Source organism: Nocardiopsis sp. NPDC006938, from assembly GCF_042869555.1.
Lineage (GTDB): Bacteria > Actinomycetota > Actinomycetes > Streptosporangiales > Streptosporangiaceae > Nocardiopsis.
On the sequence record NZ_JBIAGA010000012.1, the window covers coordinates 82399 to 100164 of the forward strand.

Annotated in this window: 16 protein-coding genes and 1 pseudogene; 8 read left to right on the plus strand and 9 right to left on the minus strand. The window is 72.5% G+C overall.

Features of this window, described 5'->3' with window-relative positions; genetic code table 11:
• Nucleotides 1-61: 61 nt before the first annotated feature.
• The 5 genes from ACFYL4_RS18585 (at nt 62) to ACFYL4_RS18605 (ending at nt 5406) form a co-directional block, all read left to right on the plus strand.
• Complete coding sequence (locus ACFYL4_RS18585) at nt 62-982, plus strand: DUF3068 domain-containing protein (RefSeq protein ID WP_357758057.1); 921 nt, start codon at nt 62-64, stop codon at nt 980-982.
• A 177-nt stretch (nt 983-1159) separates the two neighbouring features.
• Nucleotides 1160-2056, plus strand: a complete 897-nt coding sequence (locus ACFYL4_RS18590; protein WP_357758060.1) for a decaprenyl-phosphate phosphoribosyltransferase — start codon at nt 1160-1162, stop codon at nt 2054-2056.
• The gene (locus ACFYL4_RS18595) at nt 2053-3411 is read left to right on the plus strand and encodes an FAD-binding protein (protein WP_387519515.1); all 1359 of its coding nucleotides are present in this window, start codon (nt 2053-2055) and stop codon (nt 3409-3411) included. Before ACFYL4_RS18590 ends, ACFYL4_RS18595 begins: the two co-directional genes overlap by 4 nt.
• Nucleotides 3412-3444: 33 nt before the next feature.
• Nucleotides 3445-4197 carry an SDR family NAD(P)-dependent oxidoreductase gene (locus ACFYL4_RS18600; protein ID WP_387519517.1) on the plus strand — a complete coding sequence of 251 codons (753 nt, stop codon included), beginning with the start codon at nt 3445-3447 and terminating at the stop codon, nt 4195-4197.
• Between the two features lie 93 nt (nt 4198-4290).
• Nucleotides 4291-5406, plus strand: a complete 1116-nt coding sequence (locus ACFYL4_RS18605) for a hypothetical protein (RefSeq protein ID WP_387519519.1) — start codon at nt 4291-4293, stop codon at nt 5404-5406.
• Nucleotides 5407-5449: 43 nt separating this feature from the next.
• Here the strand turns inward: ACFYL4_RS18605 and ACFYL4_RS18610 are convergent, their stop codons facing one another.
• Nucleotides 5450-6055 carry a TetR/AcrR family transcriptional regulator gene (locus ACFYL4_RS18610; protein ID WP_387519521.1) on the minus strand — a complete coding sequence of 202 codons (606 nt, stop codon included), beginning with the start codon at nt 6053-6055 and terminating at the stop codon, nt 5450-5452.
• A 637-nt stretch (nt 6056-6692) separates the two neighbouring features.
• Here ACFYL4_RS18610 and ACFYL4_RS18615 point away from each other — a divergent pair.
• Nucleotides 6693-7223 (plus strand): annotated as a pseudogene (locus ACFYL4_RS18615) (DUF418 domain-containing protein); the annotation flags it as partial.
• Nucleotides 7224-7301: 78 nt separating this feature from the next.
• Here the strand turns inward: ACFYL4_RS18615 and ACFYL4_RS18620 are convergent.
• Nucleotides 7302-8813, minus strand: coding sequence for an MDR family MFS transporter (locus tag ACFYL4_RS18620; RefSeq protein ID WP_387519523.1), 1512 nt, complete (start codon nt 8811-8813; stop codon nt 7302-7304).
• An 81-nt stretch (nt 8814-8894) separates the two neighbouring features.
• Between ACFYL4_RS18620 and ACFYL4_RS18625 the strand changes: the two genes are divergently transcribed.
• Nucleotides 8895-9551 (plus strand): TetR/AcrR family transcriptional regulator, encoded by a 657-nt coding sequence (locus tag ACFYL4_RS18625; RefSeq protein ID WP_357758078.1) that lies wholly within the window; start codon nt 8895-8897, stop codon nt 9549-9551.
• 22 nt (nt 9552-9573) lie between these two features.
• Here ACFYL4_RS18625 and ACFYL4_RS18630 read toward each other — a convergent pair whose 3' ends face one another.
• The 5 genes from ACFYL4_RS18630 to ACFYL4_RS18650 all read right to left on the minus strand — a co-directional run bounded on the left by ACFYL4_RS18630 (nt 9574) and on the right by ACFYL4_RS18650 (nt 14938).
• Nucleotides 9574-10635, minus strand: coding sequence for an oxygenase MpaB family protein (locus tag ACFYL4_RS18630; RefSeq protein WP_357758081.1), 1062 nt, complete (start codon nt 10633-10635; stop codon nt 9574-9576).
• A 218-nt stretch (nt 10636-10853) separates the two neighbouring features.
• Complete coding sequence (locus tag ACFYL4_RS18635; protein ID WP_387519526.1) at nt 10854-11438, minus strand: ATP/GTP-binding protein; 585 nt, start codon at nt 11436-11438, stop codon at nt 10854-10856.
• Nucleotides 11419-11883 carry a DUF742 domain-containing protein gene (locus tag ACFYL4_RS18640; protein WP_357758087.1) on the minus strand — a complete coding sequence of 155 codons (465 nt, stop codon included), beginning with the start codon at nt 11881-11883 and terminating at the stop codon, nt 11419-11421. Before ACFYL4_RS18640 ends, ACFYL4_RS18635 begins: the two co-directional genes overlap by 20 nt.
• A gap of 8 nt (nt 11884-11891) precedes the next feature.
• Nucleotides 11892-12353, minus strand: coding sequence for a roadblock/LC7 domain-containing protein (locus ACFYL4_RS18645; protein ID WP_357758090.1), 462 nt, complete (start codon nt 12351-12353; stop codon nt 11892-11894).
• A gap of 2 nt (nt 12354-12355) precedes the next feature.
• A complete protein-coding gene (locus ACFYL4_RS18650) occupies nt 12356-14938 on the minus strand; it encodes a nitrate- and nitrite sensing domain-containing protein (RefSeq protein ID WP_387519528.1) in 2583 nt (860 codons plus the stop codon).
• 482 nt (nt 14939-15420) lie between these two features.
• Between ACFYL4_RS18650 and ACFYL4_RS18655 the strand changes: the two genes are divergently transcribed.
• Entirely contained in the window at nt 15421-16500 is a 1080-nt protein-coding gene (locus tag ACFYL4_RS18655; RefSeq protein ID WP_387519530.1) for an antibiotic resistance protein VanZ, read from the plus strand.
• A gap of 5 nt (nt 16501-16505) precedes the next feature.
• On the opposite strand, the gene ACFYL4_RS18660 is transcribed toward ACFYL4_RS18655, so the two are convergent.
• Nucleotides 16506-16907, minus strand: coding sequence for a DUF3592 domain-containing protein (locus ACFYL4_RS18660; RefSeq protein ID WP_357758099.1), 402 nt, complete (start codon nt 16905-16907; stop codon nt 16506-16508).
• Nucleotides 16908-16943: 36 nt separating this feature from the next.
• The gene (locus ACFYL4_RS18665; protein ID WP_387519532.1) at nt 16944-17567 is read right to left on the minus strand and encodes a TetR/AcrR family transcriptional regulator; all 624 of its coding nucleotides are present in this window, start codon (nt 17565-17567) and stop codon (nt 16944-16946) included.
• Between the last annotated feature and the right edge of the window lie 199 nt (nt 17568-17766).

Below are 17766 nucleotides of genomic sequence, written 5' to 3' on the forward strand. Positions count from 1 at the left end.
GTACTCTACCCGGAACTGAACCTAGTTCCAGATCCTGACTCTCATCCGCCCAGGAGGGCACATGCGCCGTACCGTTGCGGTTGTTCTCATCGCGCTGGGGGTCTTCTGTCTCGCCTTGGCACCCATGATGCGTACGTGGATGGCCAGTTCCCTGATGAAGACTCCGCTGGACTACTACAACCCCACCGTCAACGTCGGAGAGGTCTCCTACTTCAACATCGAGGACGTCGAGCCCGTCGAGGACGCCAACGTGGAGGCGCACTCGACCATCCGCGCCGACGTGGCCTCCAGCAGCGACGACGTGGTGGTGTGGGACCAGTTCACGTGGATCAAGGACGCCGACACCGACTTCGGCATCAGCTCCACGAACCGCCGCGCCGGGCACGACCGCGTCACGGGTGAGCTCGTCGACTGCTGCGACGCCATGATCAACGACGAGGCCGTCAAGCAGACCGGACAGGGGTGGAAGTTCCCCTTCTTCACCGAGCAGCGCGACTACGACTTCTTCGAGACCACCGTCCAGGAAGTCGTCCCCATGGAGTTCGAGGGCGTCGAGGAGGTCGACGGCGTCGAGGCCTACAAGTTCGTCCAGACCGTCGAGCCGACCGTCATCGACGAGCGCGAGATCCCGCGTTCGGTCGCCGGATTGGACGGTGACGGCGACGTCGTCGGAGACGAGACCTTCTCCATCGTCCGCACCTACTGGATCGAGCCGGTCACCGGTACCCCCATCGACATGAGTGAGCAGCACCACCGCGTCGTCGTGGTCGACGGCGAGGAGGTCCTCACCCTGCTCAGCGGCGAACTCCGGTTCGACGACGTCACCCGCGCCGCCGCCCTCGAGAACTCGGAGCAGGGCCGCACCGTCCTGCCCCTGCTGCACACCACGCTTCCCATCGGCGCGCTGGTGCTCGGCGCCGGCTTCCTCGGCATCGCGGTGGTCCTGCTGGTCACCGGCCGCCGCACCCAGAACCACGGCTGACACCCCCGTACCCCGCCCCCGCACCGGGGCCGCCCCCCGCGCCGCCTGACCCTGGCGCCCGCGAGGCCCCACCCGCCGGTCGCACCCGTGACCGCGCCGCTGGCAGCACCGGCCGGACCGCCCGCCCCCCACGGGCGGTCCGGCCGCCACGTTCTCCACGTCCACCGGGAGGGGCGCATGCACCGCACCGGCGCCCTGACCCGGGGCAGGGCCCTCGTCCGGGCCAGCCGCCCGCGCCAGTGGCCGAAGAACCTCCTGGTGTTCGCCGCCCCGGCCACCGCCGGTGCGCTGGCCGACCCCCGTTCCCTGCTGCTCTGCGCCGCCGCCTTCGCCCTCTTCTGCCTGGCCGCCAGCGGCACCTACCTCCTCAACGACGTACGCGACGCCGACCTGGACCGCGCACACCCGCGCAAGCGCCACCGCCCGGTCGCCTCGGGGGAGCTCCCCGTCCCGATCGCCCGGGTGGCGGGGGCGCTGTTCGTCACCGCCGCGCCGCTGGCCTCCCTGGCCCTGGGCAGGCCCGGGTTCACACTGGTGCTCACCGGGTACGCGGTGCTCACCCTGGCCTACACACACCTGCTCAAGGACATCGTCGTCTGCGACCTGGTGGCGGTCGCCTCCTGCCACATGCTGCGCGCCATGGCGGGCGGGGTCGTGGTCGGCGTCCCGCTGACGTCGTGGTTCGTCATCGTGGTGGCGCTGGCCGCACTCCTGGTGGTGGTCGGAAAACGCGAGGCCGAACTGCGCGTCACCACGGAGGCGGGCGCCGCCGACCGCCCCACCCGGACGGCGCTGCGGGGGTACACCTCCGGCTACCTGGCGCACGTGCGGATCATGGCCTCCGGAGCCATGATCGTCACCTACTGCCTCTGGGCACTGGAACAGGACGGCGGTCCGCGCTCCGTGTTCCACGCCGTCAGTATCGTTCCGTTCATCATGTTCGTGCTGCGCTACAACCTTCTCGTGGACCGGGGCGCGGGCGAGGAACCCGAGGAGATCGCGCTGCGGGACCGCCCGCTCCAGCTGACCCTCGCGGCCCTCGCCCTCCTGGTCGGACTGGGGATCTACCTGTGAGCCGCCCGACCCTTCTGACCGGCTGGGGCCGCACCGCCCCCACCGCCGCCCGTGTGGTGCGACCGCGTACCGTCCAGGAGGCCGCACGAGCGCTGGCCGACGCCGGGCCGCGCGGCGCGCTCCCTCGCGGACTGGGCCGCTCCTACGGGGACGCCGCACAGGCCGCGGGCGGAACCGTGCTCGACTGCACGGGGCTCGCGGGCCCGCCCCGCCTGAACGTCCGGCGCGGAGAGTTCACCGCTCCCGCCGGGACCAGCATGGGGGCGATCCTCACGCACCTGCTGCGCCACGGGTACGTCGTTCCCGCCGTCCCCGGGACCGGGCACGTCACCCTCGGCGGCGCGATCGCCGCCGACGTCCACGGCAAGAACCACCACGCGGACTCCTCCCTCGGCGCGCACGTGCGCTCGCTCACACTGCTCACCCCGACCGGCGACCTGCGAAGGCTCGGGCCCGACGGTCCGGACCCGGAGCTCTTCTGGGCGACCGTCGGGGGGGTGGGCCTGACCGGGGTGGTCACCGAGGCCACCCTCGGCGTGTTCCCGGTGGAGACCGCCCACGCCCTGGTGGACACCGACCGCACCGCCGACCTCGACGCCACCCTCGCGCTGATGGAGCGCACCGACCACACCCGCCCGTACGCGGTCTGCTGGGTCGACCTCCTGGCCCGGGGCGGTTCCCTGGGCCGCGGAGTGCTCACCCGGGCCCGCCACGCGCGGGCGGCCGACCTTCCCGCGCCCCTGCGCCGCGACCCCCTCCGGCACCGTCCTCCGGCCGCACTGGCCGCGCCCCCCTGGGCTCCGCCGGGGTTGCTCAACCGGTGGTCGGCAGCCGCCTTCAACGCCGCCCGCCACCGTGCGGCGCCCAGGCGGGAACGGGGCCGTGCCCAGCCGCTCGGCGGGTTCTTCCACCCGTTGGACGCGGTGCGGGGCTGGAACCGGATGTACGGGCCGCGCGGGTTCGTCCAGTACCAGTTCGTCGTCCCCTTCGGTGAGGAGGACACCCTGCGTGCCGTGGCGGAGGGTCTGGCCCGCGCGGGGGCCCCGTCCTTCCTGGCCGTCCTGAAGCGGATGGGCGCCCCCACCCCCGGGCCGCTGTCGTTCCCGCGCCCCGGCTGGACGCTGGCCCTCGACCTGCCCGCGGGGACACCCGGCCTGGCCCGCCTGCTGGACGGGTTCGACCAGCGCGTCCTGGCGGCGGGCGGCCGCGTGTACCTGGCCAAGGACAGCCGGGCCCGGGCCGAGACCGTGCACGCCATGTATCCGGAGCTCCCCGCCTGGCGGGCCGCCCGGTCCAGGGCCGATCCGGACGGTGTCCTCGTCTCCGACCTGGCCCGGCGCCTGCGCCTGGTCTGAACCGCTCACACACCCACTCGGGAGGACCCGACCATGCGTGACTCGCTGGGAGGCGTACGCACCGTCCTGCTGCTCGGCGGACGCAGCGAGATCGGTCTGGCCGTCGTCGAACGGCTGGTCCGTGAGGGCGCCCGCGAGGTGGTGCTGGCGGCCCGGGGCGGGGTGGCGGAGCCACCGGAGGCCCTCGGCGCGCTGGGCGCCACCGCGCACTCGCTGGAGTTCGACGCCGAGGCACCCGACACCCACGCCGCCACCGTGGCGGCGGCCGTGGCGCTGGTGGGCGACCTGGACGTGGTCGTGGACGCCTTCGGCGTGCTGGGGGCGCAGGCCGAGTTCGACGCGGACCCCGTCGCCGCCGCCCGAGCGGCCGCCGTGAACTACACCGGACACGTGTCCGTGGGGCTCGCCGTCGCCTCCCGCCTGCGCGAGCAGGGCCACGGGGCCCTGGTGGTGCTGTCGTCCGCGGCCGGGGTGCGGGTGCGACGCGCCAACTTCGTGTACGGCTCGGCCAAGGCCGGGCTGGACGGTTTCGCCCAGGGACTGGCCGACTCCCTGCACGGTTCCGGGGCGCGGGTGCTGGTGGTGCGGCCGGGGTACGTGGCGACACGGATGTCGCGGCACGTGGACCCGGCGCCCTTCCCCGCTACCCCCGGCCAGGTGGCCGACGCGGTCTCCCGGGGGCTGCGGGGCGGTGCCACCACCGTGTGGGCTCCGCGTGTGCTCGGACCCCTGTTCGCCGGGATGCGCCTGCTGCCCCGGCCGGTGTGGCGCCGCCTCGGGCGCTGAGGTGCGCGGTGGCCGGATGCGGCCAGCGGCGGACGGGGGAGACCTCCGTCTGATGCAATCCCTCCTGGGAGTTCCGCGGAGGGAGAACCCGACATGCATCCGATGTGGCCTCTGATCCAGCGTCTCTCGACCGCGATCGCCGTCATCTCCGTCATCGCCCTGGGTCTTGCCCTGTACGAACCGGGCGCCCCCCTGTACGCGTCCTTCGTGCTGGCCGCGGTGATCGTCGCGGTGCCGCTACTCGTGGCGTCCTACTGGGTGCCGTGGCTGGTCGTCCCCGCATGCGGGATCGGCGGTCTCGCGCTGGTGGGGGCGGCCTTCGCCGCCGCCAGGGTCGCCCTGGGCTGGGGCCTGGGATGGAGCCTGCTCACCGGTGTCGGAGCGTTCGTCGTGGTGTGCGTGGTGCTCGGTCTCGTGATCCAGGCTCGGAAGGCTCGGATACGGCGCAGAGCTCGGGAGGACCGGCGTGCCGTCGCGGCCCAGCAGGGACTCTCCTACACGGAATCCTCGGCCGAACTCGCCCTCGGGTTCGGCCGGATCGAACAGACGGTTCCGGCGGGGTGGCCCAACGCGTCGTGGACGGCGGCCACGCTCGCCGCCCAGCACGAGGTGTCGGGGGTTCTGGAGGGCTGGGCCGACCGGTACCGGTTCGCGCTCTTCGACGTCCCCGAGATCAGGAATGTGTCCGGCCCCGAAGGCGGGCTCACGGTGTGGCGGTTGACCCTGCCCGTCGCGCTCCCCCTGACCCTGTCCGCGCTGACGTGGCGGCAGGCGGACCTGTTCCCCGGTCCGCCGACCCTGAGTCACGAGGACGAGGAGTTCGCCGCCCTGCTGATGTCCGTCCCGAAGGTCCACCGCTCCACCGTGGACGCCGACTTCCCCGCCTGGTACGTGGACGGAAGGTACCTGATCGCGATGGTGCCCGCGCTCGAGGCGATCGACGGGAAGACGGCCGTGGCCGTGGCCCGGCTGCTGGCCGACCTCGCCGACGCCTTCCCCTGGGACCGGGTCCACGCGCACCTGGAGCGGAACCCGGTGCGCGAGCGCTCCGAACCGGCACGGGTCCACCTGACCTGGCGTGCGAACGGGGGCGCCCCGACGGTCCAACGGTCCAGCGAGGTGACCGGCGAGGACGGGTTGCGCACCCTGGTGCCCGACGCCTTCTTCATGGGCCACCAGGAGTACCGGTACGACGCCTTCGGGGAGTGACACTCCATCCGGCGGTTCGGCCGGTGTGGCGCCGCCTCGGACGCTAACGCGCCCCGTCCCCCCGGCGGCCGAGGTAGGAGGCCACGATCCGGCGCAGCTCGGCGCCGTCCCGTTCCGCATCGAACCCATCGTCGTCACTGATCAGGTACCCGGCGTCGGTGAGCGCGACGATCCACCGCGCGGCACGGCGGGGCTCGACGTCCGCGGTGAGCACTCCCGACTCCCGGCCCGCGGCGACCAGATCGGTGAGGACGGCCCGTGTGCTCTCGTCCCTTGCGGTGACGGTGGCGGCGAACTCCGGGTCGCGCTGGGCCAGCTGAATCATGGCGGCGGCCAGACCGGGGGCGGTCGGGTCGCCCAGATCCGCCGTGAGCAGGTCGAGGACCGCGTCCAGCGCTCCGGCGGGGTCGGAGCGGTCGATCCGCTCCAGGGCCGCGGTGGCCTCGGCGAGGTCGTCGGCCACGATCGCCAGGAACACGGCGCGCTTGTCGGGGAAGTAGTGGAACAGGGTGCCCGAGCCCACCCCCGCCCTCTTGCAGATCGCCGCCGTGGTGGCGCCGTCGTACCCCCGTTCGGCGAACACCCCCGCCGCCGCGCCGAGGATCGCGGCCCTGCGCGCGGCGTGCTTCTCGGGATTGACCGTCCGCATGCGCGGTTACTCCGTTCGTCGGGGCCTGCTGTTCCTGGGATCAGTTAAGCGCCTCATTATTGTAGTGCCTACTCTATTAATGGCGTAGGCTGACGGCATGAACACTCCCCGGGGGCCGGTGGCCGCCCGGAGTCGGGCCCTTGGCCCCGACCTGGCGCGCGGGGTGATGCTGTTGTGCATCGCCCTGGCCAACTCGCACTACTTCCTGCGCGGCGACTCCCACCTCGGCGGGTTCCCGCTCGACGGCGCAACCCCGGACCGGGCGGTCGCCTGGGGGATCGCCACCTTTGTCGACGGCCGCGCCTTCCCCATGTTCGGCCTGCTCTTCGGGTACGGGGTCGCCCTCCTGGTCGCCCGTAACCCCAACGGGGGCCGGACCGCCACCCGCGCTCTGCTGTGGCGGCGCGCCGCCGTGCTCGTCGCCGTCGGTGTGGTGGACGGATTCCTGTTCTACGCGGGGGACATCCTCGCGATGTACGGCGTGCTGTTGCTGCTCGGCTCCTTCGCCGTGTTCTGGAGGGACCGCTGGCTGCTGGTCGCGGCCGCCGCGCTCCTCACCCTGACCGCCCTGCCGGACGCGGGGCCGTTCACGTCCGAGGGCCCGGACCCGGTGCTCCTGCCGGCCGGCCCGGTGCCGATGCTCACCGACCGCGCGTTCGCGGTGGTGCTCGTCGCCCTGGCGGGCCCCCTCGGGTTCGCCGCGCCGTTCCTGCTCGGCCTCTGGGCCGGACGCCGCCGCCTCCTGGAACGGGAGGGGACGCACAGGGGTCTCCTCGTCGCGACGGCCGTCCTGGGTCCGGTGGCGGCCGTCCTGGGCGCCCAACCCCTGGCGCTGGCCGTCGCGGGCGTGGTTCCGGTGCCCCCGGCGGCGGACCAGGCGGTCCTGGGCGCACTGCACGCGACGAGCGGCGTCGCGGGCGGACTCGGCTACGCCGCGCTGATCGCCCTGGTCGCGATGCGGATCGAGTCCCGTCCCCGGCCCGGACCGGTGGTGACCGCCCTGGCGGCGACCGGTCAGCGCTCCATGACCTGCTACCTCGCCCAGTCGCCGGTGTGGGCGGTGGTGTTCACACCGTTCCTCCTGGATCTGTCCGGAACACTCACCGTGACGACCACCGCCCTGCTGGCCACCGGCGTCTGGCTGGCCACCGTCGTGCTGTCGGAGCTCATGCGCCGGTCCGGGTACCGGGGGCCGTTCGAGACCCTGGTGCGCCGCGCCACCTACGGCACCGCCGACGGACGAACCCTAGCCCCCGGAGCCGGACCGCCCGGTGAGGTCGGGTCGGGAGCTGGGCAGGAACAGCGCGGGCACGATCGCCACCGCCGTCAGCCCGGTCATCCAGCCGAAGGTGACCTGGAAGGCGGTCTCGGGCCGCGCGGCGTCGGCCAGCAGTGAGGCCAGCAGCAGGGCCAGGACGGCGGTGCCGATCGCGGCCCCCAACCGCTGGGTGACGTTCAGGGCGCTACTGGCCCGGGGCACCTTGTCCGAGGGCAGTCCCCGGTAGGCGGTGGCCAGCATCGGCACCATCGCGGCGCCCAGTCCCAGCCCGCGCACGAACATCGCCGTGGCCAACAGGGTCGGGGAGGTGTCGGGCCCCGCGACGACGAACGGCGCGGTCGCGGCGGCGCCCACGAGGAGGCCGCCCACCACCAGGTAACGCGGGCCCACCCGGTCGGCCACCGATCCCATGAACAGGTTCACCACGGCCACCCCGGCGGCCATCGGCGCCATCAGCAGACCGGCGGTCATCGCCGAGGTGCCCTGGACCTGCTGGAAGAACAGCGGGAGCAGGAACATCCCCGCCCACACGCAGATCCCGAACACGAACATCAGCAGCGCGCCCAACCGGAACAGCAGGTCCCGGAACAGGCGCAGGTCGATCACGGGCGGCGGGCCGCCGGGCCGAGCGCGCAGCGCGTGCGCCACGAACCCGACGATGAGCAGCAGCCCCGCACCGGCGAACACCGGGGCCAGCGGCGTGCTCCCCAGGACGGACAACCCGTAGAGCAGGGTCGCGATCCCGGGTGAGAGCAGGAGCAGGCCGACCAGGTCGAGCCGTTCGGTGGCCCGAGGGCTGCCCTTGGGCACACCGCGCACGGCGAGGGCGATCGCGAGCAGGACGAACGGCACCGAGATCACGAAGATCCACCGCCACCCCAGGGTGTCCAGGACGATCCCGCCCAGCACCGGGCCCAGCGCGGGCGCCAGCTGGATCGGCACGCTGATCAGGCCGATCGCCCGGCCGAGGCGCTGCGGCCCGGCGGCCTGCACGAGGATCGTCATGACCAGGGGCAGGACCATGCCGCTGCCCAGACCGGTGAGGACGCGGAAGAGGATCAGGCTCTCGATGGACCAGGCGGCGGAGCAGAGCAGCGACCCCGCGCCGAAGAGCGCGAGCGCGGTGATCCAGCTGGCCCGCTGCCCGTAGCGGTCGATCGCCCAGCCGGTGACCGGGATGACGGCGGCGGTGGAGAACAGGTAGGCGCTGGCCACCCACTGCGCCGTGGACACCGGTGCGTCCAGGGCCCGGGAGAGGTGGTCCACGGCCACGTTGACGATCGTGGTGTCGAGCAGGGCGGCCATCGACCCGACCAACAGGACGGCGGCCAGCTTGACCAGCGGACCGTCGAGTCGGTGCGGTGCCGTCTCGGGGGTTGTCGGCGCCGGTGCCGACCCGGTGACCGGGGTGTTCGCGGGAACGGGCACGGCGGGGTCGGCGGACACAGCGGACTCGGGGTGGGGGTCGTGCTTCGCCATAGAAGGTAAACTACACGGTGCAGTTTCGCGACGGAACGGGGCTTGCCCGATCGGCGCGGACCCGAGAGCGGAGGACGAGGAATGACCGAGACCTGCGGGGACGGGCGCGACCGCCGGTCCCCCGCCAAACGCGAGGCCATCACGGAGGCCGCCCTGCGCGTCTTCCTGAGGGAGGGCTACGCGCGGGCCAGCGTCGACGCCATCGCCGCCGACGCCGGGGTCTCCAAACGCACCATCTACAACCACTTCGCGGACAAGCAGCGGTTGTTCCTGACCATCGTCACGCAGAGCAGTGCCACGCTGGCCGCCGACCACGCCGAAGCCACCGGCCGCCACCTGGGTCCGGCGACCGACGCCCGGGCGGCACTGGTGGCCTTCGAGGACGAGTGGCTGTCCCCACGGGGCCGCCGCGCCGGACACACGGCCCTGGTCCGGCTGCTGATCGGTGAGGCCACGCACTTCCCCGAGGCCGCGAGGGCCTGGTCGGACAGCGGCTCCGAACTGGTGGTGGGCGCGCTCGCCGCGCACCTGCGGACCCTGGCGGACCGGGGGTTGCTGGAGATCGCCGAGGGCGGGGAGGGCGGGGCCGCGGAACACTACCTGGCCCTGGTGCGCGGCCCCGCCAACAGCCGGTCGTTCTTCGGCGCGCTGCCGCTCTCGGACGAGGAACGGATCGCCGTGGTCCGCTCCGGGGTGGACGCCTTCCTGCGCCTCCACGGTCCGGGGCGGGGCCGCTAGGGCACGACCCGGACCGGTGGGGTCAGCGCTCGGTCGGCTCGGCGACGGCCCGCTCGGCACCCGTTTCGGGAGCAGCGGCCTCGGAGGCGCCGCCCGCGTCGGTGCCCCCGGCGGGAGGAGCGGGGGCGTCCTCGGACGCGCGGGGCTCCGGGGCGAGCGCCTGACCGGGGGCGGGAACCCGCGCGCCCGTCTCGGGCACGTCGCGGGTCGCCATGCCGTGGGGGACCGGGCAGCCCTTCGGGAAGGTGCCGATGCGGTCCGGCTCGTAGCCGTCCGGGTAGCTGCGGATGTTGGCGCTCATCCGGGCCCAGCGCGGTTCCCGGCGCGGCCGCATCCTCCGTACGACCCGCGCCCGCGTCCGTAGCGCGAGGTCGCCCGCCCTGCGCCAGAACGCGGAGGGCTCCTCGTAGCCGAAGGCGCGGATCAGCGACGGGTCCAGCAGGGCCCGGGTGAAGGGGCGCACCACGGGGCGCTGCCACGCCGGGTAGAAGTCCACCATGAGGGCGAGCGTGGCGTCCGAGACGGCGCGGCCGCCCTCGGTGAAGGCGAAGTGCTCCGCCTCGTAGGAGTCCATCAGCTCGCGGAACTCGGCGTAGGTCTCGGGGATGTCCTTGATCCCCATGTGCGCGCCGAGCTTGCGATAGTAGTTCGTGCTGGCCGCGATCTCGTGGTCGCTCAGCGGACGCCAGCCGTAGCCGTAGTCGTTGAGCCAGCGCACCGGCATCACGACGAAGGTGCTCAGCACGTACCGGTAGTCGTCGTTGCTGATGTCGTAGGAGCGGTGCATCTGGTTCATGCGGCGCAGCGCGTCGCGTCCGCGGCCCGGGCCGAAGCCGTGCTCCATGATGTCGTTGAGGATCAGCGCGGTGTCGTCGTAGCGGTGCTGGGTGCGTTCCGTGAACTCGCGGGTGCCGCCCAGCAGTTCGCCGATGGACGGGACCGCGTAGGTGCGGTACAGGGCCAGCCCCAGGGACTGTTCCAGGTCCCACGGGAACTCCAGCGTGCCCAGGATGCGCACGATGCGTTCACAGTCGGCCTCGGCGTCCAGGCCGCGGATCTCGTCGCGCCAATGGAAACGCTGCATGGAACTCCACCTTCGTCCTGGACCGCCCGGGGCGTGTGCCCCGGTCTCCTCCGCGCACGGACCCGAGGGCCCCGCGCCGCCCCGCACTTTACCTGGAACCTACACGTGTACAAGGGCGATGGCGGTCCCCGGACACGGCGGGGCGGGTGGAAGAGAGCTCCGGGAACCCCTCCACCCGCCCCACCGGTACCGCCCGTGTCGGTCGCCTCCGGCCCCGGTCAGGCCGCGACCTGCTCCGACACCCGGTTCACCAGGGTCACCAGTACCTCCTTCGCCGACTCCCGCTCGCGGGCGTCGCACAGCACCACCGGGATGTCGGGGTTCAGGCTCAACGCCTCACGCACCACACCCGGCTCGTACCGGTGCGCCCCGTCGAAACAGTTCACCGCCACCACGAACGGCACCTCGCGCCGCTCGAAGAAGTCCACCGCCGCGAAGCAGGTCTCCAGACGGCGGGTGTCCGCGATGACGACCGCGCCCAGAGCGCCCTCGGACAGCTCCTCCCACATGAACCAGAACCGTTCCTGGCCGGGAGTCCCGAACAGGTACAGCACCAGCGCGGGGCTCACCGTGATGCGGCCGAAGTCCAGCGCCACCGTGGTGGTGGTCTTGGACTCCACCCCGGAGAGGTCGTCGACGCCGTAGCTGGCCTCGGTCATCATCTCCTCGGTGCTCAGCGGTGCGATCTCGCTCACCGCGCCCACCAGGGTGGTCTTCCCCGCGCCGAAACCACCGGCGACCAGGATCTTCAGTGCGGAGGGAACGGGGGCCTCGGGGCCCGAGTCAGAGTCTCTGGATGCCATCGAGAACCGCCTGGAGTACGTCCCGGCTCACCGGGCTCTTCGCTGTGTAGGGGGCGCGGGCCAGGGCCAGCCCGCGGTTGAGCAGGTCGCTGAGCAGGACCTTGACGACGGCCACCGGGATGTCCAGATGCGCGGACACCTCGGCGACCGACAGGGGACGACGGCACAGCTCCAGGATGCGGAGCTGCTCCGGCTCCAGCGCCATCTCGTCGACCTGGGCCCGCTTGGCCGCGATCACCACGCTGATCATGTCCAGCTGGACGGCGTCGGCGTGGTCGCGTCCCTGGGCGATCACGTACGGCCGGACCAGGGGCCCCGCCTCCTCGCCGCCGAGGGAGCCCTCGACGGCGCCCTCAGCGGGGCCCTCGACGGCCCCCGAGAGGGGGCCCCGGTGCGGGAGCCCGTCAGGAGGACCACCCGGATCGAAATCGTCGTGCGCTTGCATCAAGCCCCCTATCGTGTGGCTTCCCCGGACGCCTCGGCGGCTCCCGCGTGGCGGGGCGCCGTGTCGAGGTACCGGCCCACCTGGTCGACCAGGACGTTCATCTCGTAGGCGATCAGGCCGACGTCCGCGCTCTCCTCGGCCAGCACGGCCAGGCAGGCGCCGCGGCCCGCACCGGTGACGAAGAGGTAGGCGCTCTCCATCTCCACGACGGTCTGGAGGACCTCGCCGCCGCCGAAGTGGCGACCGGTGCCCCGCGCCAGGCTCTGGAACGCGGAGGCCACCGCGGACAGGTGCTCGGCGTCCTCCTTGAGCAGTTCCTTGGACCGGCCGATCAGCAGGCCGTCAGCGGAGAGGACGATCGCGTGGCGCGAACCCACGGCGCGGTCGAGCAACTCGTCCAGCAGCCAGTCGATGTCCTTCTTGCCCGCGGCGCTTCCGCTGCCGCGCTCAGCGCTTTCGGTACTCGTCACGGTTACGCGTCCTTGTCGGTGTCGTGGGTGTTCTTCTTGCTCTCGCGCCGTCCACGGTCCGTCCCCTGCTGGAACGCGGACATGTTCCGCCGAAGGCGCGCCAGCCGCTCGGCGCCCTCCAGGGGGGACTCGGCGGAGGCGCCGTCGGACGGGGACCCGAACGTCCCCGACTCGGCGGGGTCGGCCGCCAGCTGCGGGGCCAGGTTCTCCTGCGGGCGCCGCTTGGGCAGCGCGGGCCGCCCGCCGCCCGCCTCGACCGTCTCGGGCGCCCCAGCCGTCACGGGGGTCTCGGGCTCCTCGGCGACCTCGGTGTTCGCGGACGCCCTCTCCGGGGCCTCCTCGACGACGTCCGGGACCGCGCTGATCCGCGAGCCGCGGGTGGGCAGGACGGGACGGGAGTCGTCCTTGCGCACCGGAGCGCTGAGCAGGTCGCTCTCGGAGTCCTCCGGGGCGCCGACCGGCTCCGGCCCCTCGGTGGACGCGGGAGCGGACACCGAGGTCAGCACGGGCTTGCCGGGACGGGCGACACGGTTCGACTCCAGCGCGGTCTCCGGAGTGCGGTCGACGATCTCGCGCACCTCCCAGATGTCCCCGGCCTCCTCCGTGGCGGGCAGCGGGGAGCGGTCCCCGCTGATCAGGTCCTGCGGGAGCAGCACGATCGCCTGCACGCCGCCGTACGGCGACGGGCGCAGGTGCACCTTGATGCCGTGCCGGTGCGCCAGGTGGGAGACCACGAACAGGCCGAGGCGCATCTTCTCGTTGAGGCGCATCACGTCGAACTCGGGCGGGTTCGCCAGCAGGGCGTTGGTCGAGGTGAACTCGGCCTCCGTCATGCCCAGACCGCGGTCCTCGATCTCGATCGTCACGCCGTTGGGCACGTCGTCGCTGCTCAACCGCACCTGCGTGTGTGGCGGCGAGAACATGGCCGCGTTGTCGACCAGCTCGGCGACCAGGTGGATGACGTCCGCGACGGCCGGGCCGTTCAGGTTCACCCGGGCGATGCGCTCGCGCTTGACCCGTGTGTAGTCGCCGGACTCCGAGATGGCGCCGCGCAGGACGTCGATCAGCGGCATCGGCCGGTGCCAGGTACGGCCCGGGGCCTCGCCGCCCAGGATCAGCAGGTTCTCCGCGTTGCGGCGCGAACGCGTGGCCAGGTGGTCCAGTTTGAACAGCTGGGAGAGCTGGTCCGGGTCCTCCTGCTCGCGCTCCATCTTGTCCAGCAGCCGGAGCTGACGGTGGACCAGTGTCTGGCTGCGGTGGGCGATGTTGAGGAAGACGCGGTTGACGCCGTGGCGCAGCTCGGTCTGCTGGACCGCCTCCTCCACGGCGGCGCGCTGGGCGGAGTTGAACGCCTTGGCGACGTCGCCGATCTCGTCGTCCTCCGCGTGCAGCTCGGGCAGTGACGAGGCGGTGTCCACGCGATCGCCCCGGTGCAGGCGGTCCATGATCTCGGGCAGCTTCCGCTCGGCCAGGTCCTGTGACTCCTCGCGCAGCGTGAGCAGACGCGACGTGAGTTCACGGGAGGAGCGGCGGGCCAGGACGAACGCCACCAGGATGATCGCGGCCACGCCGAGACTGCCGCCGACCGCCAGGAGCACCGCGTCGTGGGCGTCCTCTCGGGTCATCGCCGCCGAGTACCGGGCCTCCTCGGCGCCCAGGTCCGTGAGTTCGGTCATGACGTGGGTGTAGGCGGCCTCCCACTCGGAACGCGCGACCGGCATGGTGAGGTCGTCCACCGTCTCCGGGAGCAGCGTGACGGGGTCGGTGACGGTGGTGGACTCCACCTCGCGGTGGGTGATCCGCTCCGAGAGCTCGGTGAGGGTGGCGTACTCGGGACCCGCCAGCACGGCCTCGTACCGCTCCAGGAGGCCGTCGCCCGCCAGGTAGGGGGCGTTGGCGGCCAGCAGCTCCTCGAAGGCGCCCATCATCCGGGTGAACTCGTGCTGGTCCTCAACAGTGAGGTCGCCGGTGGCGAAGGCGCGGGCGATCTGCGCGTCGGCCTGCGCGCCCAGGTCCACGCTGCGGAACAGGTACACGGAGGTGAACCCCGGGCTGGTGGCGTCCCCCGCGTTCCCCTCACGGCTCTGGCTGTCGAAGCTGTCGGCGCCGTGTAGGACGAGCTCGTTGTAGAAGTCCAGGACGTCGGCCCGGCTGGCGTCCCCGGCGTCCACGGCCTCGCGAACGCCGCCGACGTCCTGGAACATGTCGTACAGCATCTCGATGTGCATGCCGCCGTCACCGGGGGCGAGGTCGGCGAAGGCCATGAGGTCGTCGACGACCGTCCCCAGGGTCTCGTCGGTCCGCTGACGGCTCTGCTCCAACTGCTGGGTGAGCTCGGCGTCGTCGGGGTTCTCGATGTAGGCGATCGTGGCCGAGCGCTCCGCCATCGCCGACACGAGGCCGACCGCGGCCGGTGTGACGAGGTCGTCGGTGGCCTTGGAACGGAGCAGTTGGTAGGCGGCGTCGCCGCCGAGGACGATGGTGAGGATCAACCACAGTGCGAACAGCGCGGTGGTGGGGATCATGACCATGGCGCGGATACGGGCGGCGATGGTCCGCCCACGTTTCTTCGGTACTGCCTGCACGGTTCTCCTGTCGATCCGCGTCAAAGTCTTCTCAGGCGCTGTCGGAGCCGAGCGGTCGTCCGTCCGCGTCCGGCGGGCCGGTGTGCGCGCGGACCTCCCGCCGTGTGGTCCGCGCTCGTCCCTCCAGAGGGGGGTGGGCTTGCCGGAGAGGCACCACGTGCGGGGGTTTTCGGCGATGGGGATCGTATCTCGCCCGAGAAACGGCGGATTATCCGGGTGGTGCACGCAGTCTGCCATGAAGTAGTGCCTTGTTCACACAAGGCCAGGTATGACGTGGGGCTTTCGGTGGGAGAGGGAGCGGGCGGAGCGTCGTGGGACATCGGTCACAGGGATCACGGAGGGACCGAAACCCGGGTGTTCACGGGCGTCCACGGGCCGCCCCGGGGGCACACCTCGACGGCGAATTCCCCGTTCCCTCCCCACGCGCGGCCGGGTCGTACTAGCCTGGCGCCCCGGGAACGAGCAGGGGGAACGCACACGACATGGGGCAACCGTTCGGCGCGGGACAGGCCGCCATCGACGTGGCGTCCGCCGCCATACCGCTGTCGATGGTCGTCGCGTCCGCCCTCTACCTGCGCTGGCAGCACCAGAGGTACGGGCGGCTGGCCGGGTGGCCCGGGCAGCTCACCCTCGCCGCGCTGCTCACCGGGCTCGGCCTGGCCGCCCTCGCCGTCTGGCCCCTGCCCGCCGCCACTGACGGACTGTGCTCGCTCGGCCCCGCGACCCCGCCGCCACTGACCACCCGTGACGCCGCGCTGTTCACAGCGGCGTTCCTTCCGGTGGGCCTGCTGGCCCGCGCCAGGTTCCGCCGGGGCGTGCTCGCCACCGTCGCCCTCGGCGCTGCCCTCGCCCTCGCGGTGACCGCCGTCCGGGCCACCGGACTCCTCGGCCTGTACCCCTGCGCCCCCAACGACGTCGCCCTCGCGGCGGCGGGGGTCGGCGTCGCCGCGACCCTCCTCGGCTGGCTGCTCGCCCGGTGGGTGCCGGTGGTCTGGCCGTTCGGCCCGCACCGCTCCTGGCCCGCCGCCGTCCCCGACCGGATCGCCCCCGACCTCGGCCGACGCATGATGGGAGCCATGGTCGACGTGGGCCTGTGGTGGTTCGGGGCGGCCACGCTCGTCGCCCTGGCCGGTGCCTACGGCGCCGCCCCGCCCGCGCTACGGGAGCCGCTGCTCACCGGAGCCCTCCTCGGGCTCGCCGGGATCTTCGGGCTGGTCGTGCCGCTGCTGCGCCGCGACCGCTGCACCCCCGGTGCGGCCGCACTGCGGCTGGCGCTCACCGAACAGCGGCTACCGTGCCCCGCCTCCCGGGTGCGGACCCTGGTCCGCACGGCACTGCTGTACACGCCCGTGGCCCTGCTCGTCTCCCTCGGCCTGCCCTGGTTCGCCCTCGCTGTCGTCGTCCTGCACGCGAGCACCGCCGTCGTCCGACCCGACGGAGCGGGCCTGGCCGACCTCCTCTGCGGTGTGCGGGTGCGCACCCGCTCCGCGATCGACGGCGATCTTCCCCGGCGCCTGGTCCGCTACTCCCCGCCGAGGGAGGAGGCCCCCGCCCCGGTGTGAACCGCCTACCCCTCCCACCAGTGCAGATAGCCCAGGAACAGGCCGATGAGCACCAGCAGCAACCCCAGCCCGCCGAACATGGCGCGCACCCAGTGGCTCAACCACGGAGCCGAGACGATGCGGGCCCGCTCAGGCACCTCGGGGTCGTAGGACACCGTGACGATCTCCCCGGCACGCGAGGCCATCCACCCCGAGTTCTCGTGCTCGGCGTGCACCTCCCGGCCGTCCTCCGTCTGGAACTGCACGATCATCCGGGACGCCACCGACGTCTCGTGGTATCCGATCACCCTGCCCTTGGCGCGCACACCGTTGCGCACCAGGAGCAACTCGGTCCGGGTGTCGCGGGTGACCATCCACAGCAGGACGGCACCGACGATCACGGGCAGCAGAGGATACAGGTCGGCCATGGCGGGGGATTCCTCTCCGGGGTTCTACGTCAACGATCAGCGCGGGGAGGCGGGGGAGCCGATGAGACCGTCGGCCAGATGCGCCAGGGTGGTGTGGATCTCCTCCACCGGACGCTCCGGCTGGAGCGTACGCCAATCGAGGGCCACGGTCACCACCATGCCGAACAGTGCCGAACCCGCAAGGGCCGTGTCCAGGTCCGGCCGCGTCAGACCGCGCTCCACCATCGCGTCGAGCTGACCGGTGATCACCCCAATCGCCTCCGTGCGGATCTGCCGGACGGTCGTGTACCACGCCCGGTTCGTCCGCCACGCCTCGGCCATCAGCAACCGGGCCAACGCCTCGTGCGTACTGATGAACACCACACCCGCGCGCAGCACCGTGGCCAGGACCTCCCGGGGTTCGACCCGCTCGTCCGGGGCCGGAACGGAGTCCCGCAACGTGTCGGCCAGCCGCGTGACACCCCACTCCATCAACGCCGCGTACAACTCGTTCTTGCCGCCGAAGTTGTAGTACACGGTGCCCTTGGCGACACCGGCGCGCTCCGCGATCTCGTCGACCGTCGTGGCACCGTAGCCCTGCTCCGAGATCAACGTCACGGCGGCCTCGAACAGTTTCCGCCGGGTGGCCTCCCGGCGCCCGCCGCGGGGTGTGTCAGTCATGAGTACCTGTCTTTTTGGGCCTCCGCTTCGCTTCGGCCCCGGGTTCGTCGCCTGTGCGGAGGGATTCGGGTTGAGGTGGGCACGGCATCGTTGTCTACGCCTGACGCTCGTTCCTCGCTGGCGGCTTGACTCCTCCTGCGCAGTGTTGCCGAAACCCGGACTCTCCGGCTGGGGTACACGGGTGGGGCTCACGGTCGTG

Bases quoted from the DNA above. Each gene is read 5' to 3' on its own strand.
- ACFYL4_RS18585 (WP_357758057.1), top strand. From the start codon at position 62: ATGCGCCGTACCGTTGCGGTTGTTCTCATCGCGCTGGGGGTCTTCTGT.
- ACFYL4_RS18590 (WP_357758060.1), top strand. From the start codon at position 1,160: ATGCACCGCACCGGCGCCCTGACCCGGGGCAGGGCCCTCGTCCGGGCC.
- ACFYL4_RS18600 (WP_387519517.1), top strand. From the start codon at position 3,445: ATGCGTGACTCGCTGGGAGGCGTACGCACCGTCCTGCTGCTCGGCGGA.
- ACFYL4_RS18605 (WP_387519519.1), top strand. From the start codon at position 4,291: ATGCATCCGATGTGGCCTCTGATCCAGCGTCTCTCGACCGCGATCGCC.
- ACFYL4_RS18610 (WP_387519521.1), bottom strand. From the start codon at position 6,055: ATGCGGACGGTCAATCCCGAGAAGCACGCCGCGCGCAGGGCCGCGATC.
- ACFYL4_RS18620 (WP_387519523.1), bottom strand. From the start codon at position 8,813: ATGGCGAAGCACGACCCCCACCCCGAGTCCGCTGTGTCCGCCGACCCC.
- ACFYL4_RS18625 (WP_357758078.1), top strand. From the start codon at position 8,895: ATGACCGAGACCTGCGGGGACGGGCGCGACCGCCGGTCCCCCGCCAAA.
- ACFYL4_RS18630 (WP_357758081.1), bottom strand. From the start codon at position 10,635: ATGCAGCGTTTCCATTGGCGCGACGAGATCCGCGGCCTGGACGCCGAG.
- ACFYL4_RS18635 (WP_387519526.1), bottom strand. From the start codon at position 11,438: ATGGCATCCAGAGACTCTGACTCGGGCCCCGAGGCCCCCGTTCCCTCC.
- ACFYL4_RS18640 (WP_357758087.1), bottom strand. From the start codon at position 11,883: ATGCAAGCGCACGACGATTTCGATCCGGGTGGTCCTCCTGACGGGCTC.
- ACFYL4_RS18655 (WP_387519530.1), top strand. From the start codon at position 15,421: ATGGGGCAACCGTTCGGCGCGGGACAGGCCGCCATCGACGTGGCGTCC.
- ACFYL4_RS18660 (WP_357758099.1), bottom strand. From the start codon at position 16,907: ATGGCCGACCTGTATCCTCTGCTGCCCGTGATCGTCGGTGCCGTCCTG.
- ACFYL4_RS18665 (WP_387519532.1), bottom strand. From the start codon at position 17,567: ATGACTGACACACCCCGCGGCGGGCGCCGGGAGGCCACCCGGCGGAAA.